Origin of the sequence: Streptomyces sp. NPDC088915 (genome assembly GCF_044749825.1) — a bacterium.
GTDB lineage: Bacteria > Actinomycetota > Actinomycetes > Streptomycetales > Streptomycetaceae > Streptomyces.
In genome coordinates this window covers 39,312-65,875 of record NZ_JBIVIR010000005.1, presented here as the reverse complement: position 1 = coordinate 65,875, position 26,564 = coordinate 39,312, and the positions used below count along the sequence as shown (strand labels likewise).

Sequence of the window (26,564 nt, the reverse complement as noted above, 5' to 3'; positions counted from 1 at the left end):
CACGGCGCCCCGGGCGCCGCCGACGGCGTTACGGGTTGGTGATGACGAACTGGGAGCCGGGCTCGACCAGGATGTTGCCCTCGGCCGAGTTGGTGATCGTCACGTTCGACAGGGTGGCGCTGCCGCGGGCGCCGCTCATCGCGAGGATGCCGGAGCCGTTGTTCGACTTGTCGATGCGGACGTTGCTGATCTTCACGTTCGGCATCTCGCCGCCGCCGGTCTTGAACTGGATGCCGTCGTACGTGGAGTCGACGATGTCCGTGTCCTTGATGGTGACGCCCGGGATGGGCTGGCCCTGCGCGAACAGGGTGATGGCGCCGAACTCCTGGTCCTCGTTCCAGAACGCGCCGCCCGTGCGGTACAGGGCGTTGTTGGAGATGAGGGTCTGCCCGGAGAAGGGCAGCGGGTCGTGGTCGGTCGCCAGCATGATGCCGGGGTAGTTCATGGTGTCGGCGACGATGTTGTTCTCGATGGTGTTGCCGAATCCGCCGTAGACCGCGATGCCGTTGGCCCGCCAGGGCAGCTGGATCGTGTTGTTGCGGAAGTGGTTGTTGGAGCCGATGTCCACCGAGGTGTCCTTGACGTACTTGCTGGCCCAGACGGCCAGCGCGTCGTCGCCGTTGTTGCGGAAGGACGAGTTGAAGACGGTGGAGTTGCGGGTGCCGTTGGCGAAGTTGATGCCGTCGGCGTAGGTGTTGCGGATCCGCATGCCCGAGAACTCGACGCCGTCGCCCGGCCCCCACAGCTCGGGGATGTTGGTGTAGTCGCGGCCGGCCCAGACGCCGACGTTGGCGTGCTCGATCCAGACGTTGGTGATCTTGGTGTTCTTGCCGAAGCGGCCGTTGAGGCCGACGCCGCCCTCCTCGTTGGCGTTGTTGCCGCGGATGGTGCCGGAGCCGAAGATCGCGATGTCGGAGATCTGCGTGTTGTGGTCGATGTCGAAGCCGAAGTTGCCCTCGTGCGGGTGGTTGATGCCGCCCGCCTGGTGCGGCGGGGTGAGGGTGTAGAGCTGCGAGTGCCACATGCCGGCGCCGCGGATGGTCACGTCGCGGATGCCGACGGTGTTGTAGATCCCGCGGTTCAGCGGGTCGTCGGTCAGGATCTTCTGCTCCTGGCGCCACTGGCCCGCCGGGATCCACACGCAGGAGATCTGGCCGTTCTGGTCGGCGGTCACCGCCCGCTGGATCGCGTCGGTGTCGTCGAGGCCGTCGTTGGGCACCGCGCCGTAGTTGGTGATCGAGACGCAGCCGGCCGGCTGGGCGGCCGGGGGCGCGACCTGCTCCAGGTCGATCAGGTCGATGACGTAGAAGGAGGCGGTGTCGCCCGCGTCCCGCTGGAGCCGGAACTTGGTGCCGGCCGGGTAGGACTGGGACAGCAGGGCGTTGGACTCGTCGAACAGGCGGCGGGCGTCGGTCCCCGGGGTGTTGCTGAGCCCCTCCGGGTCGTCGGTGGTGCCGTAGAGCCAGCTGTGCTTGGAGGAGAGCGTCAGCTTCCGCACGAACTGCCCGTCGGCGTACAGGCTCAGCGTGGCCTCCCGTCCGCCGCCCGCGGCGGCGTCCGGGATCGAGTTGCGCACGACGAGGGAGTTGGCCGCGTTGGCCGAGGTGAACTCCACGTACTCACCGGTGGAGTTGAGCCGGACCGACTTGCGTCCGGAGGACTCGGTGGCGAAGTTGGTGTGGCCGAAGGTCCGCTTGGCGTCGGCGGTGAGCAGGGTGCCCTGGTAGCGGGCGTCCTCCGCCTCGTACTCCGTGTAGGGCACGGCGGCGCCGCGGCCGACGACCAGGGAGCGGCTGAAGACGTTGTTGTTCTCGTTGGTCTCGGCCACGGTCGCGGTGGCGTCGGCCGTGGCGGTGAGGGTGACCCCGCCGCTCGTGGCGGTCCAGGTGCCGGAGAGCGGCACGGTGACCGACTGTCCGGCGGCGACCGCCGGGGTGGTCCCGTTCAGGGTGGTGGTGCCGGCGGCGAGGCGGGTGACGGTGCCGGCGGCGACGCCGGTGGTGCCCCGGTTCTGCACCGTGGCCGTGAAGGAGACCTGGGCGCCGACCGCCGGGGAGGACGGGTTCGGGGTGATCGCGGTGACCGTGAGGTCGGGGCCGGGCGCCTGGCCGACGACCAGCTTGGAGGAGCCGGTCCGGCTGTTGTTGGTGTCGTCCTGCTCCACGACGGCGTTGGCCGGGTCGACGACCGCGGACACGGTGTAGCTGCCCATCGCCTTCCTGCCGACGGGGATCCTGACGGTCGTGGAGGCGCCCGCCGCGAGCGCGCCGACCTGCGCGCTGCCCGCCACGGCGCCTTCGAGGCTCACGTCGACGGAGGTGGCCGGCGAGGCGGCGCTCCCGGCGTTGCGGACGGTCGCGGCGACCTCGACGGGGTCCGTCTCCGAGGGGGAGGAGGGGGACCACGCGAGGTCGGTGACGGTGAGGTCCGGGTTCGGGGCGGCGGCGCCCACCACCTCGAACTCGGCGACCTGGGCACCGGGGGCGCCGCTGTTGGCGAAGAACCTGAGCTGCACGTCGGCGTACCGGCCGGTCACCGGGACGGTGATCGTGTTGGCGCCCGAGGACGGATTGAACTGGTAGTCGGCGCGGGCCTTGAGGGTCGTGAAGCCGGACGCGGACTGCTCGCGCCCGAGCACCTCGACGGCCTGGGTGCGCGGACCCCACGCCTGGTCGGGGTTGAGCTTGATCCGGACGGCTTCGAGGTCGGCGTTGGCGCCGAGCCTGGCGGTCAGGGTCGCGGGGAAGCCGGCCGACTCCCAGTAGGTGCCGGTGTTCCCGTCGTTGGCGTGGGCGGCCACGTACGACTGGGTGACCGACGAGGCCTCGATCGGCTTGTTGCGGGCCAGGTTGGTGCCGGTCGGCGGCGGGTCGACCGGGCCGCCGCCGTCCTCGCCGAAGACCTCCAGCTCGGACAACTGGGCCGCGTTCCAGCCGGTGTTGGCGGCCACCTGGACGCGGACGTAGCGGGCCGTGGTCGCGGTGACGGGGATGCTGACCGTGTTGGCGGCGGCCGGGTCGAAGGTGCGCGCCCCCGACCCGGAGAGCGCGGTGAAGGAGGTGCCGTTCGTGCTGCCGAGCACGCTCAGGGTCTGGACGCGGGAGCCCCAGGAGGCCGGCAGTTTGAGCGCGACCCGGTCGACCTCGGTACTGGCCCCCAGGTCGACCTGCACCCACTGGGGGAACGACCCGGTGGGCCCCTCCCAGTAGGAGGCCTGGCTTCCGTCGGTCACGTTGCCGGCGACGTAGCTTCCGTTCGTGCCGCCCGCGGTCGCGGGCCTGCCCAGGGCGAGGTTGGGGCCCTCGGCGGCGTGGGCGGGGGTGGGGAGCGTCCCCACGCCTATCAGCCCCGCCATCACCGAGCCGACGATCACTCGCCGCCCGTGGTTTCTCAGTCGCATGAAGTCCTCTTGATTCCTCGCCCGGGCGACCGGCCGCGACGCGCCCCGCCGACGGCCCGAACAGCACCGGGGAGGGACGACGGGCCGGAGGCGTATACACCGGGCGTACGTCGACAGGGACCTCGCACAGCACCTTCCATCCCCGACGAGGGAACATTCGAGTGTGGGCAAGGCTTTTTGAGCTGCTCAGTCAATCTTTTGCGATGACCGGGTGACAGGTTTCCGTCAGGTCACCACTTTGTCAACGGCGCCGACACAACTGGCCCGTGGGAGGAGTCGGTGACGACGGGAGCGGACGGGGGGCGGCGGGGCCCCTCCGCGTCCGGGCGCACGAAAAAGGGCCAGACCATCAGGTCTGGCCCTCGGGCGGGGGGGTGGATCAGGTGGCGGACGGCGGGGCGGTCGAGCCCCGCACCACGAGCTCCGGCTCGAAGAGCAGCTCGCCGGGGTGCGCCTGCGTCCCCTGGATCTGGGCGCACAGCAGGTCGACGGCCGCCCGCCCCATCGCCTCGATCGGCTGCCGCACCGTGGACAGCGGCGGCTCGGTGCAGTTCATGAAGGCGGAGTCGTCGAATCCGAGCACGGACACGTCGGTGGGGACGGTGAGTCCGCGCCTGCGGGCGGCCCTGATGGCGCCCAGGGCCAGCGGGTCGCTCGCGCAGATGACCCCGGTCACCCCCCGGTCCCACAGCCGGCTCGCCGCCGCCTGTCCCCCTTCGAGCGAGAACATCGAGCGCTCCACGAACTCCTCGGCCAGCTCCGTTCCCGACGCCGCCGCGGCCGCCCGCGCAGCGGTCAGCTTCCGGCGCGAGGGGATGTGGTCCTCGGGACCGAGGACCAGGCCGATGCGCTCGTGCCCCAGCGAGGAGAGGTGGCGCCACGCCTGCTCCACCGCCGCGATGTCGTCGCAGGAGACGCACGGGAAGTCGAGTTCCTCGATGGGGGCGTTGACGAGGACGACGGGGATGTTGCGCTCCGCCAGCTGCCGGTAGTGCTCGTGCGGCGCGTCGGCCTGCGCGAAGAGCCCTCCGGCGAAGATCACTCCGGAGACCTGCTGCTGGAGGAGGAGGTCGACGTAATCGGCCTCCGAGACGCCGCCCTTGGTCTGCGTGCAGAGCACCGGCGTGAGGCCCTGCTGCGCCAGGGAGCCCCCGATGACCTCGGCGAAGGCCGGGAAGATGGGGTTCTGCAGCTCCGGCAGGACCAGGCCCACCAGCCGGGCCCGCTCGCCGCGGAGCTGCGTGGGGCGCTCGTAGCCGAGGACGTCCAGCGCGCTGAGCACGGACTGACGGGTGGCCTCCGAGACTCCCGGCTTGCCGTTGAGAACTCGGCTGACCGTGGCCTCGCTGACTCCCACCTTTTTCGCCACCAGAGCAAGTCGTCGCGTCACGAACGCAACTCTAGCGCAAAGAGAGTCAGGAAGTTACATATTTCTTGCCATGATTGCAGCACGACACGCGCGTGTCCGGGACGGGTTCCGTCATTCGGGGGCACGGGGTTCCGGGCCCCCCGTCTTGTCGAGAACCGGTCCCGACGGCCCGTCCCGCCGCTCGAACCGGCCCTCGAACCGGCCCTCGAACCGGCCGAGGAGGGCGGTCAGGAGGACGGCCGTCAGGGTGCCGGCGACGACGCCGCTGCCCAGGATCGTGCGGGCCCAGCCGGGGAAGCCGTCGTACAGGCCCGGGGTCAGGAGCGGCAGCAGACCGGCCGCGAGGGCCAGGGCGGCGGCCAGGGAGCTCGTACCGGCGCCGGAGAGGTCGGCGCGGCGGAGCATCTCGACGCCCATCACGGCGATCACCGCGTAGACGACGAGCGAGGAGCCGCCCACGACCGCCTCCGGGATGCCCGCGAGGGCGCGGGAGACGGGGGTCGCCAGGCCGATGACGATCAGGAGCGCTCCGGCCGCGGCGGTGACGAAGCGGCTGCGGACCCCGGTGAGCCGGCCGATGCCGATGTTCTCGGCGCTGGTCACCATCAGGGACGTGCCGAAGAGGCCGCCCACGAGGGAGACGAGGGCGTCGGCGCGGGCGACGCGGGGGACGTCCCTGCCGGGGTCGGGGACGCGGCCGACGGTCTCGCTGTTCAGCACGGTCTGGCCGGTGATCTCGGCCAGGGTGGTGAGGCTGAAGACGAGCAGCGGGAGGGCGGCCAGGACGTCGAACCGCGGTGTGCCGTACGGCAGGAGGGCGGGCAGCGAGAAGCCGCTGCCGGGCGCGGGCGTGAAGGTGCCGAGGCCGGTGAGGACGGCGAGCAGGACGCCGGCCGCCATGCCGGTGAGGATCGCGGTCTGCCGCCAGACCCCGCGCAGCAGGACGTACGCGCCGACGGTGGCGGCGACGGTGAGGCCCGCGAGGAGCACGGCGCGGGGTTCGCCCGCGCCGTCGGGTCCGGTGACGAGCCGGGCGGCGACCCGGATCATCGCGATGCCGATGAGCAGGACGGTGACGCCCATGACGAGCGGCGGGAAGAGCCGGACCACGCGCGCGTAGAGCGGGAGGACGGCGATGAGCAGTGCCGCCGCGAGGAGGACGGAGCCGGCGGCGGTGGGCGTGCCGTGGTCCTGCGCGATCTGGAGGAAGAGGGCGGTGGCGGCGCCGCCTGGCAGCATGACGAACGGCAGCCTGGCGCCGATCCGCCACACGCCGAGGGACTGGAGCAGGGCGCCCACGCCGCACAGGACCAGGACGGCGCTGAGCAGCGAGGCCGTCGTGCCGGGTGCGAGGCGCAGGGTGCCGGCGGTGAGGAAGACGGTGGAGACGGGCGCGGCGATCATCGCGAGGACGTGCTGCGCGGCGAGCGGCAGGAGGCGGCGCGCGGGGACGCGGGCGTCGACCGGAGCGGTGCCGGACGCGTCGGGCCGCGCGGGAGCGGCGGTCGGGGTCACGAGCCCGCCCCCAGCCAAGGGATGTCGGCGGCCGCGTAGCGGTAGGCGCGGAAGACGGCGTTGGACTCGGACGGGAAGAGGCCGCGGACCTCGTCCTCCCGGTATCCGGCGAAGTGCGGGACGACGTACTCCCAGCACAGGTAGCCGTCCTTCGTCACCTCGAAGAGCCGGCCGGACGGGGAGTCGGTGACGAGGGTGTTGCCGTTGGGGAGCCGCTGTGCGGAGCCCATGAACGGGGCGAAGAAGAACTCGCGGGCCGGGTCGTGGTACTCCCAGGCGATCTCGCCGCTCTCCCGGTCGATCTCGACGACGCGGGAGTGCGGGACGTCGTGGTGCGGCCGGAAGACGCCGTTGTCGAAGACGAGGAACCGGCCGTCGTCGAGTTCGGTCGGGGCGTGCTGCTGGCTGGTGGTACCGGGGGCGCTGCGCCACAGGATCTCGCCGGTCTCGCGGCTGATGACGACGACGGCGGAGACGCTGCGCAGGCTGGCCAGGACGTTGCCGTCGCGGAGCGGGGTGACGCTGTTGATCAGGGGCCAGTGCTCGCGGGCGTACGCCTCGTGCAGCGGGTACGCGTCGCGGTCGAGGTGTTCGGAGGCGCGCCAGGACCAGAGGAGTTCGCCGTCGGGTCCGACCTCGCGGACGGTGTCGGCCCAGACGGTGTCGCCGTCGGCCTCGGAGCCGGGCACTCCGCCGCGTACGGCCTCGGCGTCGGCGCCCCGGAGGGGTTCGAGGGCGGTGTAGAGGATCCGGCCGTCGTCGAGGTGGTGGGCGTCGTGGTGCTGGAGGGGGTCGCGGTGCTCGCGCAGCACCGTGCCGTCGGGGGCGGCGTGGAGCATGACGCCGCCCCGGTACTTGTGCCACATCGGGAACAGGGCGTCCTCGCCGGGCAGGACGCCGTTGTAGGCGAGGGTGCCGTCGGCGAGGAGGCGGGCGTGGCGGCCGGGGCGGTACGGCAGGTCCCACCGGTGGACGGTCTCGCCGCGCAGGTCGACGAGGTACACCTCGCCGGTGCCGGTGAGCGGGGCGTAGAGGGTGTGGCCGTCGTAGGCGGCGGCCTCGTCCAGGGCGAGGAGACCGGTCGGTCGTCGGCGGCGGGAGTTCTGGTCGATCGTGGGCATGGCGGCGCTCCTGCGTTCCGGGTCGGCTGCGGGGCTCCGTCGTCAAACTTTCTTTGACTGGAGCAACTGCCTTTGAAACTAGAGGCGTCGTGTGACAGGCGTGTGTCGGGAGTGCGAAACCGTGCCCGGATCCCGTCACGACGGCCGCGTAGGGTGCCGGGAGCGGCGAAGATCGCGGCGGGCACGGGGCCGGGCGGGCGGAGAGGGACGGGGACGACGACGATGGAGGCGAGGGCGCCGCGCGGCGGCGCGGGGAAGCAGGACGGTGACGAGGGGCGCGCACCCCGGGTGGGGGCGGCCGTGCGCCGTCGGCGGCGGTCCCTCGACCTCACCCTGGCCGAGGTGGCGGAGCGCAGCGGGCTCTCCTCGCCCTTCCTCAGCCAGATCGAGAACGACCGGGCCCGCCCCAGCATGCGGTCGCTCCAGCGGATCGCCGACGCGCTCGACACGACCGCCGTCCAGCTGTTCGCCGCGTCGGACGAGACCCGCACGGTGGACGTCGTCCGCGCCGGCGACGACAGCGGTCTGCGGGACGGCGCGCGGGTGCGGCCGGTGGTCCGGGGCCGCCACCAGGTGCACGCCCTGGAGTTCACCGGCGAGCACGACGCGGACCGCGAGTTCCTGCACCGCAACGACGAGTTGCTGTACGTCGCGGACGGCGCGGTGGAGGTCGAGGCGGAGGGCCGGGTCCACCGGCTCGGACGCGGGGACACCCTGCTGATGTCCGGCGGGGTGCGCCACCGCTGGCGGACCGTCGGATCCGGCGCGCGCGTCCTGGTGGTGGCGGTCGCCGACCACGTGGAGGTCCTGGAACCCTGACGCGGCCGGCGACCGGGGGGCTTACGGGGATCCGGTGAGCCCCGGGGATGCGGTGGGCCCCGGAGAGCCGGTGAGCCCCGGGGATCCAGCGAGTCCCGGAGACCTGGTGAGCCCCGGGGATGTGTTGAGCCCCGGGAGCGCCGAGCCGTCGAGGAGCCGGCCCGTGAGCCGCACCGGCCCCTCCGCCGTGGCCCGGGCCGCCAGGAACGGGCCGCGCGCGGTGGCGGTCACGGCTCCCCCGGCGGTGACGCCGGTCAGCCGGCGGCTGCCCGCCGCGAGCAGGTACCGCGTGCCCGACCGGGCCGTCCAGTACGTGCCCGCGAGGACGTCCTGGCCGAAGCGGCCGCACGCCGCCGTGTCCCGGAGCCCCGCCACGGTCCGGGGCGCGGAGCCGCCGGGCGCCTCGAAGGAGACGGTCACCCGGCCGCTCCCCTCCCAGGTGTCCGCGCGGGAGCAGACCCACCGGGCCCGGCCCGCCCGCTCGGGCAGGGGCTGTTCGGCGTACTCCCAGCGGTTGACCGACCGGATCCCGGCGCCGTGCAGCGCCGCCAGGGAGCAGGCCGAACGCGCCCAGGCCGCGAGCCCGCGCGCGCCGGTCGCCTCGCGCGGCGCGCGGGCCGGGACGTCCGCGCCCGGCGGGGGCGTCCACGTGAGGTGCGCGGGGACGGACTCCCCCAGGTCCGCGAGGAGGAAGGCGTGGTCCTCGACGATCCGGGTCGAGGAGCGGAGCTGGAGCGCGATCGCGCCCGCGCACGCGCCGGGCGCACGCCCCGGGTCGCCCGGAACGTCGTACGGGACGGGGCCGGTCACGCCGTCCGGGGCGACGACCAGGGGGCGGGCGGGGGTGCCGGGCGCACCGAGGTCCCGTACCGCCGCCTCGGCGATCCAGGGCGCCAGGAGGTACCGGGCCCGTCCGGCGGTACGGGTGAGGACCACGGCGGCGCCGGTGGTGACGTCGGCGTCGTCGACCCGCGCGAGGTCGAGGGCCGCGGGCCCGTGTCCGTCGCGGGGTTCGGCGTACCGGGCGATCCTGCGCCCGTCGTGCAGGAGCACCACGTCCGTGCCGTCGACCGTGCCGGCGTAGAGGAGCCGGGGCGGTTCGGCGGGCGGTGCGGCGGACGTGCCCGGGGTGGTGGTCGGCCGGACGCCGTCCGCGGCGCCCCGGGCCCAGGTGTCCAGGGCCCGCCGGAGCAGGGCCGTGTCCCCGGTCCCGGCGCCGCGCGCAGGCCAGGCGGTGAGGTCGACGCGCGAGGTGTCGGCCCAGCGGTCGGGGGGCGTGCGCGGGAGCGCGGCGGGATCGAACGCCGGGGCGGGGGCGGACGGGGAGGCGACCGGTTCCGGTTCCGTCCCGGAACGGACCCCGGCGGCGACGGCGACGCCCGCCGTGACGAGCAGCACCGCGGCGGCGAGGCCGGCGAGCCGGGTGTGCCGACGGCGGCGCAGGAGGTCGGTGGGGCGGGTGTGAACGGTGCACGGATCGAACTCGGCGCTGCGGAGGAGCGCGCCGACATCGGTGCCGGACGCCGCACCGATCCGTTCGGCGGCGCGGAGGGCGGCGGCGGTGTCCGCGACGCCCGCCGAGGCGAGGAGCCGGGCGGTCGCGTCGGCGGGGAGGCCTTCGAGGGTCCGCAGGGCGAGCGCGGCCCGCGTCTCGGGGGTGGCTTCGGCCAGGGTCCGGTCGAGGGCGAGTTCGTCGGTGCCCCCGGCCCGGGGGAAGAGCCGCAGGCCGAGGACGAGGGGCAGCCGGAGCGGGGTCGCGAGGCGGCGCGGCGGGCGGAGTGCGGCACGGACGACGGTCGCCCGCAGCCACGCGTGCGCGGGGCGCTCGCCGACGCGCTGACCGGGCAGCGAGATTCCGGCGGGCGGCGGGCTGGTCGGGGGCGCCTCGGGCGGGGACGTCGCGGCTCCGGGTGCCTCAGCGCCGGGTGCCTCGGCTCCGGGTGCCTCAGTTCCGGGCGCCTCGAACAGGGATGCCTCGCTCGAAGACGCTCCGGTGCGGGATGCCTCGGTCAGAGACGCCTCGGTGCGGGGCGCATCGGCCAGGGACGCCCCGGTACGGAGCGCATCGGCCAGGGACGCCCCGGTACGGAGCGCCTCAGTTCCGGGCGCCTCGGCCGAAGACGCCTCGCCTCCGGCCACCTGGGTCAGGGGCGTCTCGGCCGAAGGCGCCTCCCTTCGGAGCTTCCCGGGCCGGAGCCTCCCGGCCCCCCGTCGGCCGGCCGCCTCCGCCAGGGAGTTCTGGACGAGGGCGTGGGCGGTGAGGACGCGGCGGTGGCGCCCGAGCGAGGGCGGCAGGACGAGGTGGGCGAGCCGTACGAGCGCGGGGTAGTGCTCGACGAGCGCGGCTTCGGCGGCCTCACGGGCGGGGCGGTGGGCGGACGCGGACGTGGATATCGCGGTGCCGGGGACGGCGTGACGGGACGGCATGCCCGGCAAACGAGTCCGGCGGGCCCCGCGTCACTCCGCTCCCGTGGCGGATCCACGCCTCCGCCGGCGGGCGGGCCCCGGAAACGGAAAAGGCGCGGGGCCACCGACCCCCTTGGTCCGGTGGCCCCGCGCAGGGGTGCCCTTCGGTCGTGCCGCGCGCGCGTGGGACCCGATTCCCGTGGGATCCGTCCCGCGGCCGCTCCCGCCGCGGGTTCCGCGCGCCCGGTGCCTACTTGGGCATGAGGACGGTGTCGACGATGTAGACGGTCGCGTTGGCCGTGGGGACGTTGCCGCAGACGACCTTCGAGGTGTCGTTGACCGTGTACTCCTCGCCGGAGCCCTTCGTGGTCAGCATGCCCTTCTGAAGGGTCTCGAAGGAGCCGTTCTCCAGCTGCTTCGGGGTCAGCTTCTCCCCCACCACGTGGTACGTGAGGACCTTGGTGAGCATGTCCTTGTCGGCCAGGACCTTGTCGAGGTCGGCCTTCGGGATCTTCGCGAAGGCGTCGTTGGTGGGCGCGAACACGGTGATGTTCTGGGCGTTGTTGAGGGTGTCGACCAGACCGGCCTTCTTGACGGCGGTCACCAGGGTGGACAGGGCCGGGTTGTTCGAGGCGGCCGTGGCGACGGGGTCCTTCGCCATGCCGTCGAACGAACCGGCGCCCTCCTTGGGCACACCGGCACAGGCCGGGCCGAACGGACCGTCGGGGGTCATGCCCGAGTCGGCGGGGGCCGAGGAGTTCTCCGCGGCGGCGGAGCTGGAGGCCGGGGCCCCGGCCCCGGCCGCCTCGTCCTTGCCGGAGTCCGAGCAGGCCGCCAGGGAGAAGGGCAGGACGGCCGCGGCGGCCACGGCGACGGCGGTGCGGCGGATGCGGAAAGTGGTCATGGGAGGAAACCTCTTTGGTCCGGATGCGTAGAGAACTGCGCACCAGAGGGGAGACGGCCCCGCCTCCCGGTGGGGAGACGGTGGCGCGTCCGGGCCGTCCGCGGCGAATCGTTCACTTCCGGCCCTGCTGTCACGGGTTATTCGGCACCGGCCGCCGATCGGATGGGTCCCAAAAAAGCTTTCACCCGTTCGAGTGAGAAAAAGGCCGCGCGTTAGGGTGTGGGGTGCTTCCCCGGACCCTCCCCGCCCACCCGTCCCTCGCCGACGCCGTCCTCCTCTCCCACACGGAGCGGGGGCGGGAGTGGCCGCTCCTCGTCTGGGTCCCGGGGCCGGGCGTGCGGATGGTGTCGAGCGCGGTGCTCGGCGGGGGCATCGGCGCGCGGGAGTGGGTGCTCAACGCCCAGGTGCCGCCCGGTTACGACCGGCTCGACCCCGTCGCCCACCTCCGCGGACTCGCCTCGGGCGCCGGGCTCTCCGGTCCGGGCGTGGGCCTCATGACGGCGGCCTCGGTCGCGGACCGGCGCCACGCGGTGGACGGCGGCGCGCACGCCGTGGTCACGGCCGGGATCGGGGTACGGGGCTGGGCCGCCGCTCCGGGCGTCGGCGGGGTCGCGGTCCCGCACCCCGGGACGATCAACATCGTCGTGTCGCTGCCGGTGCCCCTGACGGACGCGGCCCTCGTGAACGCCGTGGCCACCGCCACCGAGGCGAAGACGCAGGCCCTGGTCGAGCTGGGCGCCGACGCCTCCGGCACCCCGACGGACGCCGTCTGCGTGGCCGCGCCCGTCCCCGTGGAGGACGCGGAGGGCGCGGGCGACAGGGCGTTCGCCGAACCGTTCGCCGGGCCGCGCTCCCTCTGGGGCGCGCGGCTCGCCCGCGCCGTGCACCGGGCGACCCGGGAGGCCTGCGCGGGACAGCTGGCCGCCGAACGCACCGGAACCGTCGCCTGAGGCGTACTCGCATCGGTTGTGCGTCGTAGCCTGGCCGTATGACCGAAACGGCGACGTACGGCCTCACCACCGGAGCGGTGGCGCGGCGCCTCGGGGTGTCACCGACCACCCTGCGCTCGTGGGACCGGCGGTACGGGATGGGTCCCGCGGCCCGCGAGGGCGGGCGGCACCGGCGCTGGGCCCCGGAGGACGTCGCGATGCTGGAGGAGATGTGCCGGCTGACGGCCTCGGGCGCCCCTCCGGCCGAGGCGGCGCGGATCGCGCGGGCGGCCAGGACCGGGGCGGAGGACTCCGGCGCGGTTCCCGGTACGGCTCCGGGGGCGCGGGCCCGGTCCACGGAGCCGGAGCCGTCCCCCGACCGTCCCGGAGGACCGCGCCGGGACCGTCCCGGGCTGCCGGGCCCGGCCCGGCAGCCCGGGTCCGGCAACGGGCTTCCGCTCGGTGACGTGCGGCGGGAGTGCCGGGGGCTCGCGCGGGCCGCCGTGCGGCTCGACGGCCCCGCCCTGGACGCCCTGCTCCGGGACGCCGTCGCGGACCACGGGCTCGTCACCGCCTGGGAGGAGGTGATGGCCCCGACCCTGCACGCGGTGGGCCGCAAGTGGGAGTCGTCCGGGGACCGCTACGTCGAGGTGGAGCACCTGCTGTCCTGGCACGTGTCGACCGCGCTCCGGCAGGTCGCGCCCGCCGGACACGGCTCCCCGGCCCCCGTACCGCCGGTGCTCCTGGCCTGTGTGCCCGGTGAGCAGCACACCCTGCCCCTGGAGGCGCTGGCGGCGGGGCTCTCCGAGCGCGGTCTGCCGACCCGGATGTTCGGCGCGGCCGTCCCCGCCGAGGCGCTCGACGCCGCCGTGCGGCGCATGGGACCGGCGGCGGTCGTGCTCTGGTCGCAGGCGCGCTCCACCGCGAACCACGCCCTCGCCCGGCACGTCGCCGGGAGCTCGTTCGGCGTGAAGGGGGCGCGGACGCGTCCGCTGATCCTCCTGGCCGGCCCCGGCTGGGCGGGCCGGGGCCCGGAGCCGGGGATGCTGCGCCCTGGCGGCCTGCGGGAGGCGCTCGACGCGCTCTCCCACCACGCGGGGGCACGGATCACCGCGCCCCCGGTGTGAGGCGGGCCCGGGTGTGCTGCGGGCCCGGGTGTGCTGCGGGTCCCGGGCTTCTATCCGTGCGAGAGCAGCGCCGCCGTGAGTTCGGCCGCCCTGCGGTGCCAGAGGTCCGCGCCCCGGAGCATGGCGTGGCCGCCGATCCGCATCGGGATGCCCACCGCGTCGGCTCCCGCCGCCCTGGCCCGGCGGACGAAGTCCCAGGACTCTCGGGCGGAGGTGACGCGGTCGGTCTCGTCGTGGAGCAGGTAGAGGCGCCGGCCGCCGAGGTGCTCGACGGGCTCGCCGGACGGGCACCAGGGCGCGAGGGCGACGACCCCGCGCACGGCGGGGTCGCCCGCGGCGCGGAGTGCGGCGCGGCCGCCCATGGAGTGGCCGAGGAGCACGACGGGCACCGGCCCGATCCGCTCGCGGAGGTCGTTCAGGGCGGTCTCGGCGTCCCGTGCGGCGTCGGCGCGCGCCCCGTTCCAGCCGCGGTGGCGGTAGCGGACCTCGGCGACGAGGACGCTCCGGCCCCGGACGGCGCGGGTGACGGCGGCGGCGAAGGGGCGCATGCGCAGCGCGGGGAGGTTGAGGGCGGGCGGCGGCTCGGGCCCGTCGGCGCGGCCCCCGTGGAGCAGCAGGACGGCCGCGGTGGGCGTCGCGGGGGCGCTGCGGACGAGGAGGGCGCCGGTCTCGGCGCGCCGGGTGCGGCAGACGTTCACCGGGCGGCCGTCCCGTCCGCGCGCCGGTGCGCGGGCCGGGGGGAGAACCCGCTCGCGCGGGCCTCGTGGGCCGCGTGTCGGGGCCGCTGCGCCATATGGGCCTCCAGAAGTCGCTTGCCGCTTCCCAGGACGAGCGGTCCGCTCGTGACGAGGGGAGAGACGACCGTGAGGCCCGAAGTCTGCCAGGTCCCACGGAACGTCAGGTACGGACCCCACCGGATGGGCGGGCCGGACGCGCGGTCTCCGCACAAGGCGGGCCTCGCGCGGGGCATAGAACGTCAGGTCGTCCCGGGGCCCGTTCAGGCCGTGACCGCCCCGCCGGTGGCCGCCTCGGAGACGGCGAGGCTGCGGCGCATCCGCTGGAGGCCCCGGCGCGCGTGGCTCTTGACGGTGCCGAGGGGCAGGCCCGTGCGTCGGGCGATCTGCGTCTGTGTCAGGTCCCCGAAGAACGCGAGGGCCAGGACGTCGCGCTGGACGCGCGGCAGGCGGGCGAGTTCGCGCGTGACCACGATCCGGTCGAGGACGTGGTCGGGCCCCTCCCCGGTGCCCTCGGACGGGGGCAGGGCCGCTCCGGCGGCGGCGACGAGGTCGAGCCTGCGGGTGCGGGCGCCGAGGGCGTCGGCGATCTTCCGCCGGGTGATGCCGACGAGCCAGGCGGGTACGGAGCCGCGCTCGGGGCGGTATCCGGCGCGGCCGCGCCAGGCGGCGAGGAAGACCTGCTGGGTGACGTCCTCGGCCTCGCGCGGGTCGCCCAGGGCGCGGGAGGCCAGGGTGTGCACGAGGCGCGCCCAGCGGTGGTGGGCGAGGGCGAGGCAGTGCTCGTCGCCCCGGACGAGCCCCCGGCCGACCTCCGCGTCGGAGAGGGCGGAGAGAGCGGGGTGGGCGGGAAAAGCCACTCCGGTGTCCGGGGGGAGGTCCGCCGCAGGGGCCGCAGGCGCGGCCGGGTCGTACGCGGGGGCGGGGCTGCGGACGGCTGTGCGGGCTGCGTTCATGGCGAAGCTCCTCCTCGCTGGGGCTCCGTGCCCCCGGCTCCCTCAGCCTCCGTCCGGGGGAAGGCGTGGCTCAACTCGCATCGTTTGTGCGTCGTCTTCCGCCTTTCGACGCACCGCCGCCCGCTCGGGCGCGCCCACCGCCCTACTCCAGGCCCCGTCCGTGCCGGAAGCGGGCGGTGCCGTCGGCGAGGGCGACGAGCGGCTCGGGATAGTCGCGCGCGGCTCCGTCCCGGTCCTTCCGCTTCCAGGGCTCGTGGACCGAGGCGCCGGGCAGGGCGGCGAGTTCGGGGACCCAGCGGCGGACGTAGGCGCCGTCGGGGTCGTAACGCTTTCCCTGGGCCACGGGGTTGAGGACCCGGTTCGGCCGGCTGTCGGCCCCGGTCCCGGCCACCCACTGCCAGTTGAGCTGGTTGTTGGCGAGGTCGCCGTCCACGAGGAGGCGGAGGAAGTGCCGGGCGCCCTCCCGCCAGTCGAGGTAGAGCGTCTTGGTGAGGAAGGAGGCGGTGAGCAGCCGGCCCCTGTTGTGCATCCAGCCCTCGTGGGCGAGTTGGCGCAGGGCCGCGTCCACCACGGGGTAGCCGGTGCGGCCCTCCCGCCAGGCCCGCAGGTCCGCCTCGGCCTCCGCGCCCCGCCGCCAGCGGTCGTGCCGGGGCCGGTAGTCGTCGGCGGCGATCGCGGGGCGCGCGGAGAGCATCTGGCGGTGGAAGTCCCGCCAGCACAGCTGCCGCACGAAGGCCTCGGCGCCCGGGCCGCCCCGGGCGCGGGCCCGGTGGACGGCCTCGGTGGCCGAGAGCGCGCCGAAGTGGAGGTACGGGGAGAGCCGCGAGGTCGTGTCGCCGGCGAGGTCGTCGTGGCCGGTCTCGTAGGCGTCGGCGTGCCGGGACAGCCAGGCGCCGAGCCTGCGCCGGGCCGTGGTCTCGCCGCCCTTCGCGAGGCCCTCGGACACGTCCGCCACGGAGGCGCGCGACGGCGGCCCGTCGGAGCGCAGGCCGCTCGGCACCCGTACCGCCCGGGGGGCCGCCAGGGGCGCGCGGAGCTGTTCGCCCGACCAGCGGCGGAAGTACGGGGTGAAGACCGCGAAGTGGTCGGAGCCCTGTGGGGTGACGTCGCCGGGCGGCACGACGGTGGTCACGGCGTCGTGCACGTAGAGGCGGCGCCCGTCGGACTCCAGGGCGTCCCGCAGCCGTGCCTCGCGGGCGTGGGCGAAGGCGGAGTGGTCGGCGGCCATGTGGACCTCGTCGGCGTCGGACTGCCGCACCGCGCCGCAGACTTCGGCCACGGCGTCGCCCTCGCGCACGACGAGCCGCCCGCCGCGCTGCCGCAGTCCGGCGTCGAGGTCGGTCAGGCAGTCGGCGAGGAAGGCGAGCCGGTTGGGGGCGGCGAAACCGGCCCGGTCGACGGCGGGGTCCCGGACGAACAGCGGGACGACCTCGTCCGCCCCGTCCACGGCGGCGCGCAGGGGCGGGTGGTCGTGCAGCCGGAGATCGGAGGTGAAGAGGACGACGGAGACGGTCATGACGCCTGTTCCTGGGGTTCGGCCACCGGACGGCGCCCGCGGGGGCAGGACGCCCGGTGGACTGCGACTGTGGTGCGGCCCTGTGGCCGCGTGGCGGCCGTGCCGTCCCTTTTCCGCCTGCGGCAGGCGTACGGATGCGGGGGTGCTCCGCGCGGACCGGCGCGCACCGGGCGGACCGGCGCACCCGGGACGGGCCAGCGACGAAGACGGCGCGCCCCGGCGAACCGGCGACAGCAACGGCGTGCCCGCAGACGGACCAGCGCCAAAGACGGCGCGCCCCGACGAACCGGCCGCGGCGACGGCGTACCCGGAACGGACCGGCCGCGGCGACGGCGTACCCCGGCAGACCGGCACGCCCCCCCCCGGAGGACGCACCTCAGGCGCGGGGCGGCGCCTCCCCCGCGTGGGCCGGTACGTCGCCGGCGCGGGCGGCCGACCCGTCCGCGTCCTCCAGCGCCGTGGGCTCGCCGGCCGCCGCCCGTTCCGCCGTGCGGGCGATGTTCCGCGCCATGCCGCCGAAGACGACCGCGTGGAACGGCGCCACGCTCCACCAGTACACCTGCCCGGCGAGTCCGCGCGGATGGAACAGGGCGCGCTGGCGGTAGCGGGTCCGTCCCTCCTCGTCGCGTTCGGAGCGCATCTCCAGCCAGGCGAGCCCGGGGAGCCGCATCTCGGCGCGCAGCCGGAGCAGGCTGCCCCGCTCGATCTCCTCGACCCGCCAGAAGTCCAGCGCGTCGCCGACCCGGAGCCGCTGGGCGTCCCGGCGGCCACGGCGCAGGCCCACGCCGCCGACGAGCCGGTCGAGCCAGCCGCGTACGGCCCAGGCCAGCGGGAAGGAGTACCAGCCGTTCTCGCCGCCGATCCCCTCGACGACCTTCCAGAGGGTCTCCGGCGGGGCGTCGACGGTCCGTTCGCGTTCGTCGGTGTAGAGGCTGCCGCCGGCCCAGTCGGGGTCGGTGGGCAGCGGGTCGCTGGGCGCGCCGGGCAGCGAGGCGGAGGACCACCGGGTGGTGACCTTGGCCTCCTGGATGCGCCGGAGGGCGAGGGTGAGGGCGCGGTCGAAGGAGACCGGGGCGCCGGGCGGGTCGGGGACGTACTCCGCGATGTCGTGCTCGGCGCAGACCACCTCGTACCGCAGCGACTCCGCGAGCGGCCGGGCCAGGCCGGCCGGAACGGGCGTGACCAGGCCGATCCAGTGGCTGGACAGGCCGGGGGTGAGCATCGGCACGGACACGATGAGGCGCTTGGGCAGGCCGGCGACGACCGCGTACTTGATCATCATGTCGCGGTAGGTGAGGACGTCCGGGCCGCCGACGTCGAAGGTGCGGTTGACGTCCGGGGGCATGTCCGCGCTGCCGACGAGGTAGCGCAGCACGTCGCGCACGGCGATGGGCTGGACGTGGGTCCTGACCCAGCTCGGCGTCAGCATCACGGGGAGCCGCTCGGTGAGGTAGCGGAGCATCTCGAAGGAGGCGGAGCCGGAGCCGATGACGACGGCGGCCCGCAGCACGGTCGTGGGGACGCCGGAGTCGAGCAGGATGCGGCCGACCTCGGCGCGGGAGCGCAGGTGCGGGGAGAGTTCCTCCTCGGGCACGCCCTGCGGGGTGAGGCCGCCGAGGTAGACGATGCGGCGGACGCCGGCGGCGCGGGCCTCCTCGGCGAAGGTCCGGGCCGCGCGCCGGTCCGTCTCCTCGAAGTCGTTCCCGGACCCGAGGGAGTGCACCAGGTAGTAGGCCACCTCCACGCCCTCGAACGCGGGCTTCAGGGTCGCCGCGTCGGTGACGTCGCCCTTGACGATCTCGACCCGGTCGGCCCAGGGGTAGTCGCGGAGGTTGGCGGGGGTACGGGCCAGGCAGCGCACGCGACGGCCGGCGTCGAGCAGCTCGGGGACGAGCCGGCCGCCGATGTAGCCGCCGGCGCCGGTCACGAGACAGAGGCCGGGCCCGGCACCGGACGGATCGTCAGGCCTCGGATCGTCAGGCCTCGGATCGTCCGGCGTCGGGTCGTCCGGCGTCGGATCATCCGGCCTCGGATCGCCCGGCCTCGGATCGCCCGGCCTCGGATCGCCCGGCCTCGGATCGGGCTGCGTCGGGTCTTCTGCCGCCGGGTCTTCTCCCGTCGGGTCGGGCGTGGCCCTGGGGTGTGTCGCCATGGCAGGGGGTGCTCCGTTCCGTCCCGGGGGCGGGCTCGTCGGGACCCGTGCGGGGCGGGTCCCACGCCGCTTCTTCTCCCACCATGGCCCGGACGGATGCGGGAGGGCGATGTCTATAGGCTGAACGCGTGGCCCGCGAAGAAGACCGAGACGTTTCCGCCGCCCCTCCGGGCGCCGTCGGTGACCTGCACAGTTTCGCCGTCGCGCTGCGGCGGACGCAGGGCGAGATCAACCGCCTCGTGCACGGCTTCGCCCAGGCGCAGGGGCTGCACCCCACGGACGTGCAGGCCCTCGCCGTCGTCCTGGACAGCCCCGAGCCGCTGACGCCGGGGCGGCTCCGGGAGCACCTCGGGCTCACCTCCGGCGCGGTGACGGCCTGTCTGGACCGGCTGGAGCGGGCCGGGCACGTCCGCAGGTCCCGGGAGAGCGCCGACCGCCGCGTGGTGCACGTGCACTACGAGGACGGGGCGAGGGCGGCGGCCCGCCGGTACTTCCTGCCGCTCGCGGAGGCGACGGCCCGGGCGCGGGACCGGTTCGACGACGACGAACTCGCGGTGGCCCTGCGCTTCCTGAACGTCCTGAACGACGAACTGGGCGCCCTGCGCGTACCGCGCCGCTGAGACGGACGCGTCGCGGAGCGGGCGTCCCACGGAGCGGGCGTCCCGCGGGACGGGCGCGTCGCGTAACGCGAACGCGTACGCGTTACGCCGAACGGGTGCATCCGTACGGCCCGTCACCACCGAAGGTCCCACGAGAGCACGCGTACGCGGTGTTCCGTGGCATCCGACCGCCCGTTCCGGGTACCCGGGCGTCCGGCCCCTCCCGGGAGTGGTACACCTTTCTCTCAATCATTGAGATTGTTAATACTCAAGTCATAGTTCGGAGACCCGATGCCCCGCGTCCCCCGCCGGATCCGCTTCCTCGTGCCGCTGGTCCTCCTCCTCGTCTGGCTCGCCGTCGGCGGCGGGCTCGGCCCCTTCGCCGGCCGGCTCGGCGAGGTCTCCACCAACGACCAGGCGGCCTTCCTGCCCCGCAGCGCCGAGTCCACCAAGGTCATCGAGGCGCAGAAGGCCTTCCGCACCTCGGAGTCGGTGCCCGCGATCGTGGTGTGGACGGCGAAGGACGGCGGAACCCTGGAGCCCGGCTCGGCCGACGCCGCCACCCGGGCCCTCGCCGCGCTCTCCGGCCGCCCGGGGACCGCCGGGCCGCCCTCCCCCGCCCTGGCCTCCGAGGACGGAAAGGCCCTGCGGGCCGTCGTCCCGCTCCGGCCCGACCTCGGCGACGCCCTGCCGGACACGCTCGACGCGGTCCGGCAGGCGGCGGCCCCGGTGCCCGGGACGACCGTGTGGCTCGCGGGCCCCGCCGCCACCCAGGCCGACCTCTCCGACGCCTTCTCCGGCATCGACGGGCTGCTCCTCGCCGTCGCCCTGGTCGCGGTGCTGCTGATCCTGCTCGTCGTCTACCGCAGCGTCCTGCTGCCCCTGATGATCATCCTGGGCGCGGTGTTCGCCCTCGGCCTGGCCTGCGCGATCGTGTACGTGCTCGCCGACGCCGACCTGGTCAGGGTGGACGGCCAGGTGCAGGGCATCCTGTCCATCCTGGTGATCGGCGCCGCGACCGACTACGCGCTGCTGCTCGCCGCCCGCTACCGGGAGGAGCTCACCGCCCCGGGCGCCGACCGGTTCGCCGCCATGCGCAAGGCCCTGCGCCGCTCCGTCGAGCCGATCGTCGCCAGCGCCGCCACCGTCGCCCTCGCGCTGATCGCCCTGCTCGCGAGCGACCTGTCCAACAACCGGGCACTCGGCCCGGTCGGCGCCATCGGCATCGTCTGCGCGGTGGTCAGCGCGCTCACCTTCCTCCCGGCGGCCCTGGTCCTCACGGGCCGCGCCGCCTACTGGCCGGCCCGCCCGAAGGCGCTCCCGGAGGGCGCGGACCCCGAGGCCGCCCGGGGCGGGCAGGCCCTCTGGCAGCGCGTCGCCGCCGTGGTCGACCGCGCGCCCCGCAAGGTCTGGGCGATCACCCTCGCCGGTCTCCTGGCCTGCGCCGCCTTCGCGCCCGCCCTGAACTCCCGGGGCGTCCCCTTCGACGAGATCTTCGTGAACGACGCGCCGTCCGTCGCCGCGCAGGAGACCCTCGGCCGCCACTTCCCCGGCGGCGCGGGCAACCCCGCCGTGATCGTCGTCGACGCCGGGGCCGCGACCCGTGTGGCCGCCGCCGCGCGGGACGTCGAGGGCGTCGACTCGGCGTTCCCGGTGGACGCGACGGGCCGCCCGGCCCCCGGGAAGCCGCTCGTGGTCGACGGCCGGGTCCGGATCGACGCCACCCTCGCCGACGCCGCCGACAGCGACGCGGCACGGGAGACGATCGCCCGGCTCCGTACCGCCGTGCACGCGGTCCCCGGCTCGGACGCCCTGGTGGGCGGCTCGACGGCGCAGCAGTACGACACCCAGCGCACCGCCGCCCGGGACCGCACGCTCATCGTCCCGGTGGTCCTGGCGATCATCCTGGTCATCCTGGTGGCGCTGCTGCGCTCCCTCGTGCTGCCGCTGCTCCTCGTCGCCACGGTGGCGCTCAACTTCGCCGCCACCCTGGGCGTCTCGGCGCTCGTCTTCGAGCACGTCCTCGGTTTCACCGGCACGGACTCCTCCGTGCCGCTGTACGGTTTCGTCTTCCTGGTGGCGCTCGGGGTCGACTACAACATCTTCCTGATGTCCCGGGTCCGCGAGGAGTCGCTGCGCCACGGGGTGCGCGAGGGCGTCCGCATCGGCCTGACCGCGACCGGCGGCGTGATCACCTCGGCGGGCGTGGTGCTCGCGGCGACCTTCGCCGCGCTTGGCGTGATCCCGCTGGCGTTCCTGGCGCAGATCGCGTTCATCGTGGCCTTCGGCGTCCTGCTCGACACCCTGGTCGTCCGCTCGCTCCTCGTCCCGGCCCTGGTCCGCGACCTCGGCCCGAGGGCGTGGTGGCCGGGCGCGCTGAGCCGCCTCCCGGAGGAAGGGACGGCCGGGGCGGACGTGAGGGGGGCGACCGCGCCGGACCGTTCGTAGACCGGACCAATCCCTCGGGACCGCCGCTCCGAAGACCCCGCAGGAGCAGTGGACCCGAGGCCACGCAGGAGGGCACAGGCGGATGAGAGAGCACGCACGCGTCGGAGGCGGTCCGGTCCCGGACCGGAGCGAGGGGTTGCCCGAGCTGATGGTCCGGGTGGCCCGCGGGGACCAGGACGCCTTCGCCGGCGTCTTCGACCGGGTCTCCGGCCCCGTCCTGGGCGTGGTCCGCTCGGTGCTGCGCGATCCCGCGCAGTCCGAGGAGGTGGCGCAGGAGGTGATGGTCGACCTCTGGCGCTCCGCCGCCCGCTACCGGCCGGACCGGGGCTCCGTCCTGAACTGGGCGCTGACCCTCGCCCACCGCCGGGCCGTGGACCGGGTGCGCTCCGAACAGGCCGCCTCGGACCGCGCCCGGCGGGTCGCGCTGCTCGACCACAGTCCCGCGTACGACGAGGTGACCGAGGAGGTGGAGAGCCGCCTCGACCGCGAGCGGGTACGGCGCTGTCTGCGCGGTCTCACCGAGCGCCAGCGCCAGTCCGTGACCCTGGCCTACTACCGCGGTCTGACCTACCGTGAGGTCGCGGAGCTGCTCTCGCTGCCCCTGGGGACCGTGAAGACCCGGATGCGCGACGGGCTCATCCGGCTCCGCGACTGCCTGGGGGTGACGGCGTGACGACCACCGACGAGCTGCACACGCTGACCGGCGCCTACGTCCTCGACGGCCTGGAGACGGACGAGGAGCGGGAGGCGTTCGAACGGCACCTCGCCCACTGCGCCCCGTGCGCGCACGAGGTCCGCGAACTCTCCGAGACGACCGCGCGCCTCGGCCTGGCCGTCGCCGAGCCGATCGACCCGGCCCTGCGCGCCGAGGTGCTGCGCCGGATCGTGGACGTCCGCCAGCTCCCGCCCCCCACCCGGCCCGTCGGCCGGTCGCCGGGCGGTCTCCGGGGGCTGCGGCGGCTGCCCCGCTGGGCCCTCGCCGCCTCGGTCGCCGGCCTGGTGGCGCTCGGCGGGGTCGCGGGGTGGCAGTACGAGCGCGCCGAGGACGCCGACCGGCGCGCGGCCGTCGCGCAGGAGCGCGCGGAGGCGGTCGCGGCCGTCCTCGCCGCGCCCGACGCCCGGGTCTCCACGGCCCGGCTCGCGGACGGCGCGGTGGGCACCCTCGTCCACTCCCCGTCCCAGGACCGGGCGGTGTTCGCCGCCGCGGGGATGCCGGCGCCGCCGCCCGGGAAGGTCTACCAGCTCTGGTACGACGACTCCGGGACGATGCGACCCGCCGGTCTGATGACGCCGGGCACGGCGACCTCGACGGTCCTCCTGGAGGGGCCGGCGAACCGCTCGGCCGGCATCGGCATCACCGTGGAGCCGGCGGGCGGTTCGCCCCGCCCGACCTCGGACCCGGTGGCGACGATGGCGATGCCGACGGCCTGAGGCGGCGGGACGGGGCGGCCACGGCCCGGGGGCGGCCGCCCCGTCCCGCTCACTGCGCTCACGGTGTTCCCGGTGTTCCGGTGGGCGCCGGCGGGGCGGGGCAGGCCACCGAGCCCGGCTTCACGGACAGCTTCAGCTTCGGGGCGGTGAGCAGGCCGGGGAGCTGGAAGTCCTGGGCGGTGCCGACGATCCGGTCGAACTTGGCGTAGCGAGCCTGGATGCCGAAGCGGTGCTGCGGGCTGTCCAGCGGGTTGTCGACGTACGCCCCGGAGGAGTCCTTGACGGTCTTCACGTCGGCGCCGTTGGTGTTGAGGTCGACGACGCCGTCCATGTCGAGGACGCCGGTGGCGTTCTTCAGGTCGAGGACGGTGTTCTTGGTCCTGATCTCCCAGGAGCCGGGGTTGTCGTCGCCGAGGGTCAGCATCAGCGTGTACGTGGCTCCGCCGATCTGCTGCTTCTGGCTCAGGCACAGGCCGTTGATCATGCCGTCCGCGAAGCCCATGCGGAGCACCCGCACGGTCCCGGCCGAGCCGTCTGGCCGTACGACGGCCTGGTCGACGACGGCGGCGCCGTACTGCGTCCCGTACAGGCTGCTGGTGGTGAAGTCGACGGGCCGGTCCTGGATCCGGAGGCCGACGGCGAGGGCGCCGCTCGCCATGGCGGTCCCGAGGCCGCCGGCGGCGAGCAGCGCGGGCACGGCGACGGCGAGGGACCGGCGCCAGTGGGTGCGCCCCTCCTCGGGGGCGCTGCGGCTTTCGGGGCTCATGGGGAGGTCACCGTGATGGTTCCGGGGAGGTGGACGGGGTTGTCGGTGGAGTTCAGGGCCGCGTGGTCGTCGACGGTCCGGATCGCGTAGATGTCCCCGGCGAAGTCCTCGGCCCCGGCGGTCAGCGGGATGAGGGAGCCGAAGAAGTCGAGGAGGCCCTGCACCCCGCAGATCTTGACGAGGACGCGGAGGCAGACGTTGCTGATGTTCCCCCACATCGTCGTCGTCTCGGGCTTGCCCGCGCTGTCGTAGCCGCCGAGGGAGCCCTCGTCCGGGACGTCGATGGTGACGGTGTGGCCGTTCGCCTTCTGGACCACCTTCATGTGCGAGCGGATCTTGAGCTTGGTGAAGGTGTACTTGTTGGTGGTCCGGGTCGTGCCGTCCGAGAGCCGGATGGTGACGTCCTTGTCGACGCTCAGCGAGACGGCGACCATGCTGTCGATGGTGACGCGCAGCGGGTCCGGGGAGGGCAGGAAGGGGACGCCGAGCGGCTGGACCGCGGCGGGCGCCCCCGCGGCGCTGCCCGGCTGCCCCGACCAGACGGCGGTGGCGACGGCGAGCACGAGGGCGGTGCTCACGGCGAGGGCCCGCTGCCGGGTCCCGCCCGGCCGGGTCGTCACCCCTCCACCGCCCTGCGGCGCGGGCGCTTGGCTCCCCAGCCGACCAGCATGGAGCCGCCGAGGACGCCGAGCGCCATGCCGAGCAGGAAGCCGCCCAGGTTGGAGACGACGAGCGAGACGACGGCGAGGATCGCGCCGATGAGCCCGAAGGTGTACCGCTGGGCGGGCAGCGCCATCGGGACGAGGCCGCACAGGATCATCCCGCCGCCGACGAGGTAGCCGGCGATCCCCCCGAAGCCCGTGCTCACGATCAACTGCAGGGAGCTGAGGGAGAACTTGAGGACGGTCCAGCCCCCGGCGACCAGCCACACCCCGCCCCAGAAGGGGCGGGTGCGGCGGAAGGCCCGGAACCACGCCCACGCGGCCCGCATCCGGCTCAGCACGTCGTGGCCGATCCGGGAACGACCTTGATCTTCAGGTCGGGCAGGACGAGGGCGCCCGCCATCTCCGCGTCGTACGCGGTGGCGTTGAGGCCGTGCAGCTTGATGGAGCTGCCGCCCTCGCCACCCGCCGAGCCGAGTCCGAACCCGCCGGGCAGCGCGCCCGTGAGGGGCTTGCCGGCGACGGTGACCTGGTCGGCGGACTGGCCGAGCACCGCGTTCTGGAGGGTGGTGGGGCCGTACGCCTGGAGTTCGGTGGCCTGGATGTAGAGGTTGGAGGCGTCGATGTCGGTGGTGAAGGTCCCGGGCGGGGTGGCCGTCACCTTCTGACCGCCGGTCAGGAGCAGCGAGTACGGGACGCCGGCGATCTTCTGGTGGACGATCCCGCACAGTCCGGCGAGCCCGGCGCTGGCGAAACCGACGCGCGCCATGGCCGTGTTGGTGGTCGTGGTGCCGTCCGGGCGCCCGACGGCGGGGGTGTTGACGATGGCGCCGAAGCCGCTGCCCTGGACGCCGTTGGAGGTCAGGGTGAAGGGCTCCCCGGTGACGCTGAAGTTGGCGGCCAGCGCCCCCTGGGCGAGGGCCGTGCCGAGGGCGCCGATGGCCAGGGCCGAGGGGACGAGGGCGAGGGCGCCGCGTCCCCAGCGGGTGCCGCGGCGGGTGTCGTCGGCGGCCTCGGCCAGCATCCGGGTGTTCCAGTCGGCGGCGGCGCGGGCGCCGGTCGTGCGCATCCGGGCGAAGGACGTGCCCAGCTCGCGGGCGCCGGAGAAGAGGTGGTTCATGCGGATCCGCTCCCGATGGACATGGGTGGTACGGGGGTTTCGGCGGCCTTCCGGTCGCGGCGGAGGAGGCCGCGGGTCCGCCCGGCGGGCTTCTCGGGGAGCCAGGCGAAGGCCATGGAGCCGCCGAGGACGGCGAGGACCATGCCGACGAAGAGGCCGCCGAGGTTCGACAGCGGGAAGGAGGCGACGCCCGCGATCACCGCGAGGACGCCGGCGGTGTGGCGCTGGCTCGGCAGCAGCAGGATGAGCAGGGCCATCGCCATGAGGACGACTCCGCCCGCCATGCCCGCGATCCCGCCGACGCCGACCTGGAGGATCTTGCCGAGGGGTGCCATCGGCAGGAAGAAGATGACGAAGCCGCCGAGCCCGGTCCAGACGGCGGCCCAGAAGGGCCGGGTGCGGCGCCAGCGGCGGAAGGCCGCGCGAGCGCCGCGCGGGCGCCCGGCCGGTGCGGACTCCCCGGGCTCCCCGGTGAACGCGACTCTCCCGGTGGAGCCGGGCCCCTTGGCAGACGCGGACTCCTCGGTGGACGCGGGCCCTCCGGTCGGCCGGGTCGGTTCGGGCGGGTCGGTCGGCGGATCGGTGCTCAT

Annotated in this window: 22 protein-coding genes; 7 read left to right on the top strand and 15 right to left on the bottom strand. The window is 74.8% G+C overall.

Annotated elements, in window-relative coordinates:
- Positions 1 to 28: 28 nt before the first annotated feature.
- The 4 genes from ACIP5O_RS10665 to ACIP5O_RS10650 form a co-directional block, all read right to left on the bottom strand.
- Positions 29 to 3,400 (bottom strand): CARDB domain-containing protein, encoded by a 3,372-nt coding sequence (locus ACIP5O_RS10665; protein WP_401291128.1) that lies wholly within the window; start codon positions 3,398 to 3,400, stop codon positions 29 to 31.
- Between the two features lie 379 nt (positions 3,401 to 3,779).
- Positions 3,780 to 4,790 (bottom strand): LacI family DNA-binding transcriptional regulator, encoded by a 1,011-nt coding sequence (locus ACIP5O_RS10660; protein ID WP_365547593.1) that lies wholly within the window; start codon positions 4,788 to 4,790, stop codon positions 3,780 to 3,782.
- Positions 4,791 to 4,880: 90 nt separating this feature from the next.
- The gene (locus tag ACIP5O_RS10655) at positions 4,881 to 6,284 is read right to left on the bottom strand and encodes a uracil-xanthine permease family protein (RefSeq protein WP_401291125.1); all 1,404 of its coding nucleotides are present in this window, start codon (positions 6,282 to 6,284) and stop codon (positions 4,881 to 4,883) included.
- Positions 6,281 to 7,405, bottom strand: a complete 1,125-nt coding sequence (locus tag ACIP5O_RS10650; protein WP_401291123.1) for an aryl-sulfate sulfotransferase — start codon at positions 7,403 to 7,405, stop codon at positions 6,281 to 6,283. The genes ACIP5O_RS10655 and ACIP5O_RS10650 overlap by 4 nt, the downstream gene beginning before the upstream one ends.
- Positions 7,406 to 7,627: 222 nt before the next feature.
- Here ACIP5O_RS10650 and ACIP5O_RS10645 point away from each other — a divergent pair, with 222 nt between their 5' ends.
- Positions 7,628 to 8,224, top strand: coding sequence for a helix-turn-helix domain-containing protein (locus tag ACIP5O_RS10645; protein ID WP_401291120.1), 597 nt, complete (start codon positions 7,628 to 7,630; stop codon positions 8,222 to 8,224).
- 21 nt (positions 8,225 to 8,245) lie between these two features.
- Here the strand turns inward: ACIP5O_RS10645 and ACIP5O_RS10640 are convergent, their stop codons facing one another.
- On the bottom strand, positions 8,246 to 10,651 hold the full coding sequence (locus tag ACIP5O_RS10640) for a hypothetical protein (protein ID WP_401291118.1): 2,406 nt from the start codon (positions 10,649 to 10,651) through the stop codon (positions 8,246 to 8,248).
- A gap of 229 nt (positions 10,652 to 10,880) precedes the next feature.
- Positions 10,881 to 11,534, bottom strand: coding sequence for a fasciclin domain-containing protein (locus ACIP5O_RS10635; protein WP_401291116.1), 654 nt, complete (start codon positions 11,532 to 11,534; stop codon positions 10,881 to 10,883).
- A gap of 224 nt (positions 11,535 to 11,758) precedes the next feature.
- Here ACIP5O_RS10635 and ACIP5O_RS10630 point away from each other — a divergent pair, with 224 nt between their 5' ends.
- Both ACIP5O_RS10630 and ACIP5O_RS10625 read left to right on the top strand, forming a co-directional pair.
- The gene (locus ACIP5O_RS10630) at positions 11,759 to 12,484 is read left to right on the top strand and encodes an adenosylcobinamide amidohydrolase (RefSeq protein ID WP_401291113.1); all 726 of its coding nucleotides are present in this window, start codon (positions 11,759 to 11,761) and stop codon (positions 12,482 to 12,484) included.
- Between the two features lie 38 nt (positions 12,485 to 12,522).
- Positions 12,523 to 13,590, top strand: coding sequence for a MerR family transcriptional regulator (locus tag ACIP5O_RS10625; protein ID WP_401291111.1), 1,068 nt, complete (start codon positions 12,523 to 12,525; stop codon positions 13,588 to 13,590).
- A 50-nt stretch (positions 13,591 to 13,640) separates the two neighbouring features.
- Here ACIP5O_RS10625 and ACIP5O_RS10620 read toward each other — a convergent pair whose 3' ends face one another.
- From ACIP5O_RS10620 to ACIP5O_RS10605, 4 genes are all read right to left on the bottom strand, one after another.
- Positions 13,641 to 14,288: an alpha/beta fold hydrolase gene (locus ACIP5O_RS10620; protein WP_053649006.1), complete on the bottom strand. Its 648-nt coding sequence runs from the start codon at positions 14,286 to 14,288 to the stop codon at positions 13,641 to 13,643.
- A gap of 299 nt (positions 14,289 to 14,587) precedes the next feature.
- A complete protein-coding gene (locus tag ACIP5O_RS10615) occupies positions 14,588 to 15,280 on the bottom strand; it encodes a sigma-70 family RNA polymerase sigma factor (protein WP_401291109.1) in 693 nt (230 codons plus the stop codon).
- 142 nt (positions 15,281 to 15,422) lie between these two features.
- On the bottom strand, positions 15,423 to 16,796 hold the full coding sequence (locus ACIP5O_RS10610; RefSeq protein WP_401291106.1) for a cryptochrome/photolyase family protein: 1,374 nt from the start codon (positions 16,794 to 16,796) through the stop codon (positions 15,423 to 15,425).
- Positions 16,797 to 17,172: 376 nt separating this feature from the next.
- The gene (locus ACIP5O_RS10605) at positions 17,173 to 18,948 is read right to left on the bottom strand and encodes an SDR family oxidoreductase (protein WP_401291103.1); all 1,776 of its coding nucleotides are present in this window, start codon (positions 18,946 to 18,948) and stop codon (positions 17,173 to 17,175) included.
- A 128-nt stretch (positions 18,949 to 19,076) separates the two neighbouring features.
- On the opposite strand from ACIP5O_RS10605, the gene ACIP5O_RS10600 reads away from it, so the two are divergent.
- From ACIP5O_RS10600 to ACIP5O_RS10585, 4 genes are all read left to right on the top strand, one after another.
- Positions 19,077 to 19,568: a MarR family transcriptional regulator gene (locus ACIP5O_RS10600; RefSeq protein ID WP_356544921.1), complete on the top strand. Its 492-nt coding sequence runs from the start codon at positions 19,077 to 19,079 to the stop codon at positions 19,566 to 19,568.
- A 270-nt stretch (positions 19,569 to 19,838) separates the two neighbouring features.
- Positions 19,839 to 21,995 carry an MMPL family transporter gene (locus tag ACIP5O_RS10595; RefSeq protein WP_401291099.1) on the top strand — a complete coding sequence of 719 codons (2,157 nt, stop codon included), beginning with the start codon at positions 19,839 to 19,841 and terminating at the stop codon, positions 21,993 to 21,995.
- A gap of 82 nt (positions 21,996 to 22,077) precedes the next feature.
- Positions 22,078 to 22,668 carry a sigma-70 family RNA polymerase sigma factor gene (locus ACIP5O_RS10590; RefSeq protein WP_401291096.1) on the top strand — a complete coding sequence of 197 codons (591 nt, stop codon included), beginning with the start codon at positions 22,078 to 22,080 and terminating at the stop codon, positions 22,666 to 22,668.
- Entirely contained in the window at positions 22,665 to 23,426 is a 762-nt protein-coding gene (locus tag ACIP5O_RS10585) for an anti-sigma factor domain-containing protein (protein WP_401291093.1), read from the top strand. The genes ACIP5O_RS10590 and ACIP5O_RS10585 overlap by 4 nt, the downstream gene beginning before the upstream one ends.
- A gap of 58 nt (positions 23,427 to 23,484) precedes the next feature.
- Here ACIP5O_RS10585 and ACIP5O_RS10580 read toward each other — a convergent pair whose 3' ends face one another.
- Genes ACIP5O_RS10580 through ACIP5O_RS10560 form a run of 5 tightly spaced genes read right to left on the bottom strand, consistent with a single transcriptional unit; the run spans position 23,485 to position 26,564 of the window.
- The gene (locus ACIP5O_RS10580; protein ID WP_401291090.1) at positions 23,485 to 24,192 is read right to left on the bottom strand and encodes a DUF6230 family protein; all 708 of its coding nucleotides are present in this window, start codon (positions 24,190 to 24,192) and stop codon (positions 23,485 to 23,487) included.
- The gene (locus ACIP5O_RS10575) at positions 24,189 to 24,812 is read right to left on the bottom strand and encodes a hypothetical protein (RefSeq protein WP_401291088.1); all 624 of its coding nucleotides are present in this window, start codon (positions 24,810 to 24,812) and stop codon (positions 24,189 to 24,191) included. The genes ACIP5O_RS10580 and ACIP5O_RS10575 overlap by 4 nt, the downstream gene beginning before the upstream one ends.
- Positions 24,809 to 25,195: a DUF6114 domain-containing protein gene (locus ACIP5O_RS10570; protein ID WP_401291085.1), complete on the bottom strand. Its 387-nt coding sequence runs from the start codon at positions 25,193 to 25,195 to the stop codon at positions 24,809 to 24,811. The genes ACIP5O_RS10575 and ACIP5O_RS10570 overlap by 4 nt, the downstream gene beginning before the upstream one ends.
- Positions 25,189 to 25,974, bottom strand: coding sequence for a DUF6230 family protein (locus tag ACIP5O_RS10565; RefSeq protein ID WP_401291082.1), 786 nt, complete (start codon positions 25,972 to 25,974; stop codon positions 25,189 to 25,191). The genes ACIP5O_RS10570 and ACIP5O_RS10565 overlap by 7 nt, the downstream gene beginning before the upstream one ends.
- Positions 25,971 to 26,564: a DUF6114 domain-containing protein gene (locus ACIP5O_RS10560; protein WP_401291079.1), complete on the bottom strand. Its 594-nt coding sequence runs from the start codon at positions 26,562 to 26,564 to the stop codon at positions 25,971 to 25,973. The genes ACIP5O_RS10565 and ACIP5O_RS10560 overlap by 4 nt, the downstream gene beginning before the upstream one ends.

Excerpts from the sequence above, each read along its gene's own strand:
- ACIP5O_RS10665 (WP_401291128.1), bottom strand. The coding sequence starts at position 3,400 with ATGCGACTGAGAAACCACGGGCGGCGAGTGATCGTCGGCTCGGTGATG.
- ACIP5O_RS10650 (WP_401291123.1), bottom strand. The coding sequence starts at position 7,405 with ATGCCCACGATCGACCAGAACTCCCGCCGCCGACGACCGACCGGTCTC.
- ACIP5O_RS10645 (WP_401291120.1), top strand. The coding sequence starts at position 7,628 with ATGGAGGCGAGGGCGCCGCGCGGCGGCGCGGGGAAGCAGGACGGTGAC.
- ACIP5O_RS10640 (WP_401291118.1), bottom strand. The coding sequence starts at position 10,651 with ATGCCGTCCCGTCACGCCGTCCCCGGCACCGCGATATCCACGTCCGCG.
- ACIP5O_RS10635 (WP_401291116.1), bottom strand. The coding sequence starts at position 11,534 with ATGACCACTTTCCGCATCCGCCGCACCGCCGTCGCCGTGGCCGCCGCG.
- ACIP5O_RS10625 (WP_401291111.1), top strand. The coding sequence starts at position 12,523 with ATGACCGAAACGGCGACGTACGGCCTCACCACCGGAGCGGTGGCGCGG.
- ACIP5O_RS10615 (WP_401291109.1), bottom strand. The coding sequence starts at position 15,280 with ATGAACGCAGCCCGCACAGCCGTCCGCAGCCCCGCCCCCGCGTACGAC.
- ACIP5O_RS10610 (WP_401291106.1), bottom strand. The coding sequence starts at position 16,796 with ATGACCGTCTCCGTCGTCCTCTTCACCTCCGATCTCCGGCTGCACGAC.
- ACIP5O_RS10605 (WP_401291103.1), bottom strand. The coding sequence starts at position 18,948 with ATGGCGACACACCCCAGGGCCACGCCCGACCCGACGGGAGAAGACCCG.
- ACIP5O_RS10595 (WP_401291099.1), top strand. The coding sequence starts at position 19,839 with ATGCCCCGCGTCCCCCGCCGGATCCGCTTCCTCGTGCCGCTGGTCCTC.
- ACIP5O_RS10590 (WP_401291096.1), top strand. The coding sequence starts at position 22,078 with ATGAGAGAGCACGCACGCGTCGGAGGCGGTCCGGTCCCGGACCGGAGC.
- ACIP5O_RS10580 (WP_401291090.1), bottom strand. The coding sequence starts at position 24,192 with ATGAGCCCCGAAAGCCGCAGCGCCCCCGAGGAGGGGCGCACCCACTGG.
- ACIP5O_RS10565 (WP_401291082.1), bottom strand. The coding sequence starts at position 25,974 with ATGAACCACCTCTTCTCCGGCGCCCGCGAGCTGGGCACGTCCTTCGCC.
- ACIP5O_RS10560 (WP_401291079.1), bottom strand. The coding sequence starts at position 26,564 with ATGAGCACCGATCCGCCGACCGACCCGCCCGAACCGACCCGGCCGACC.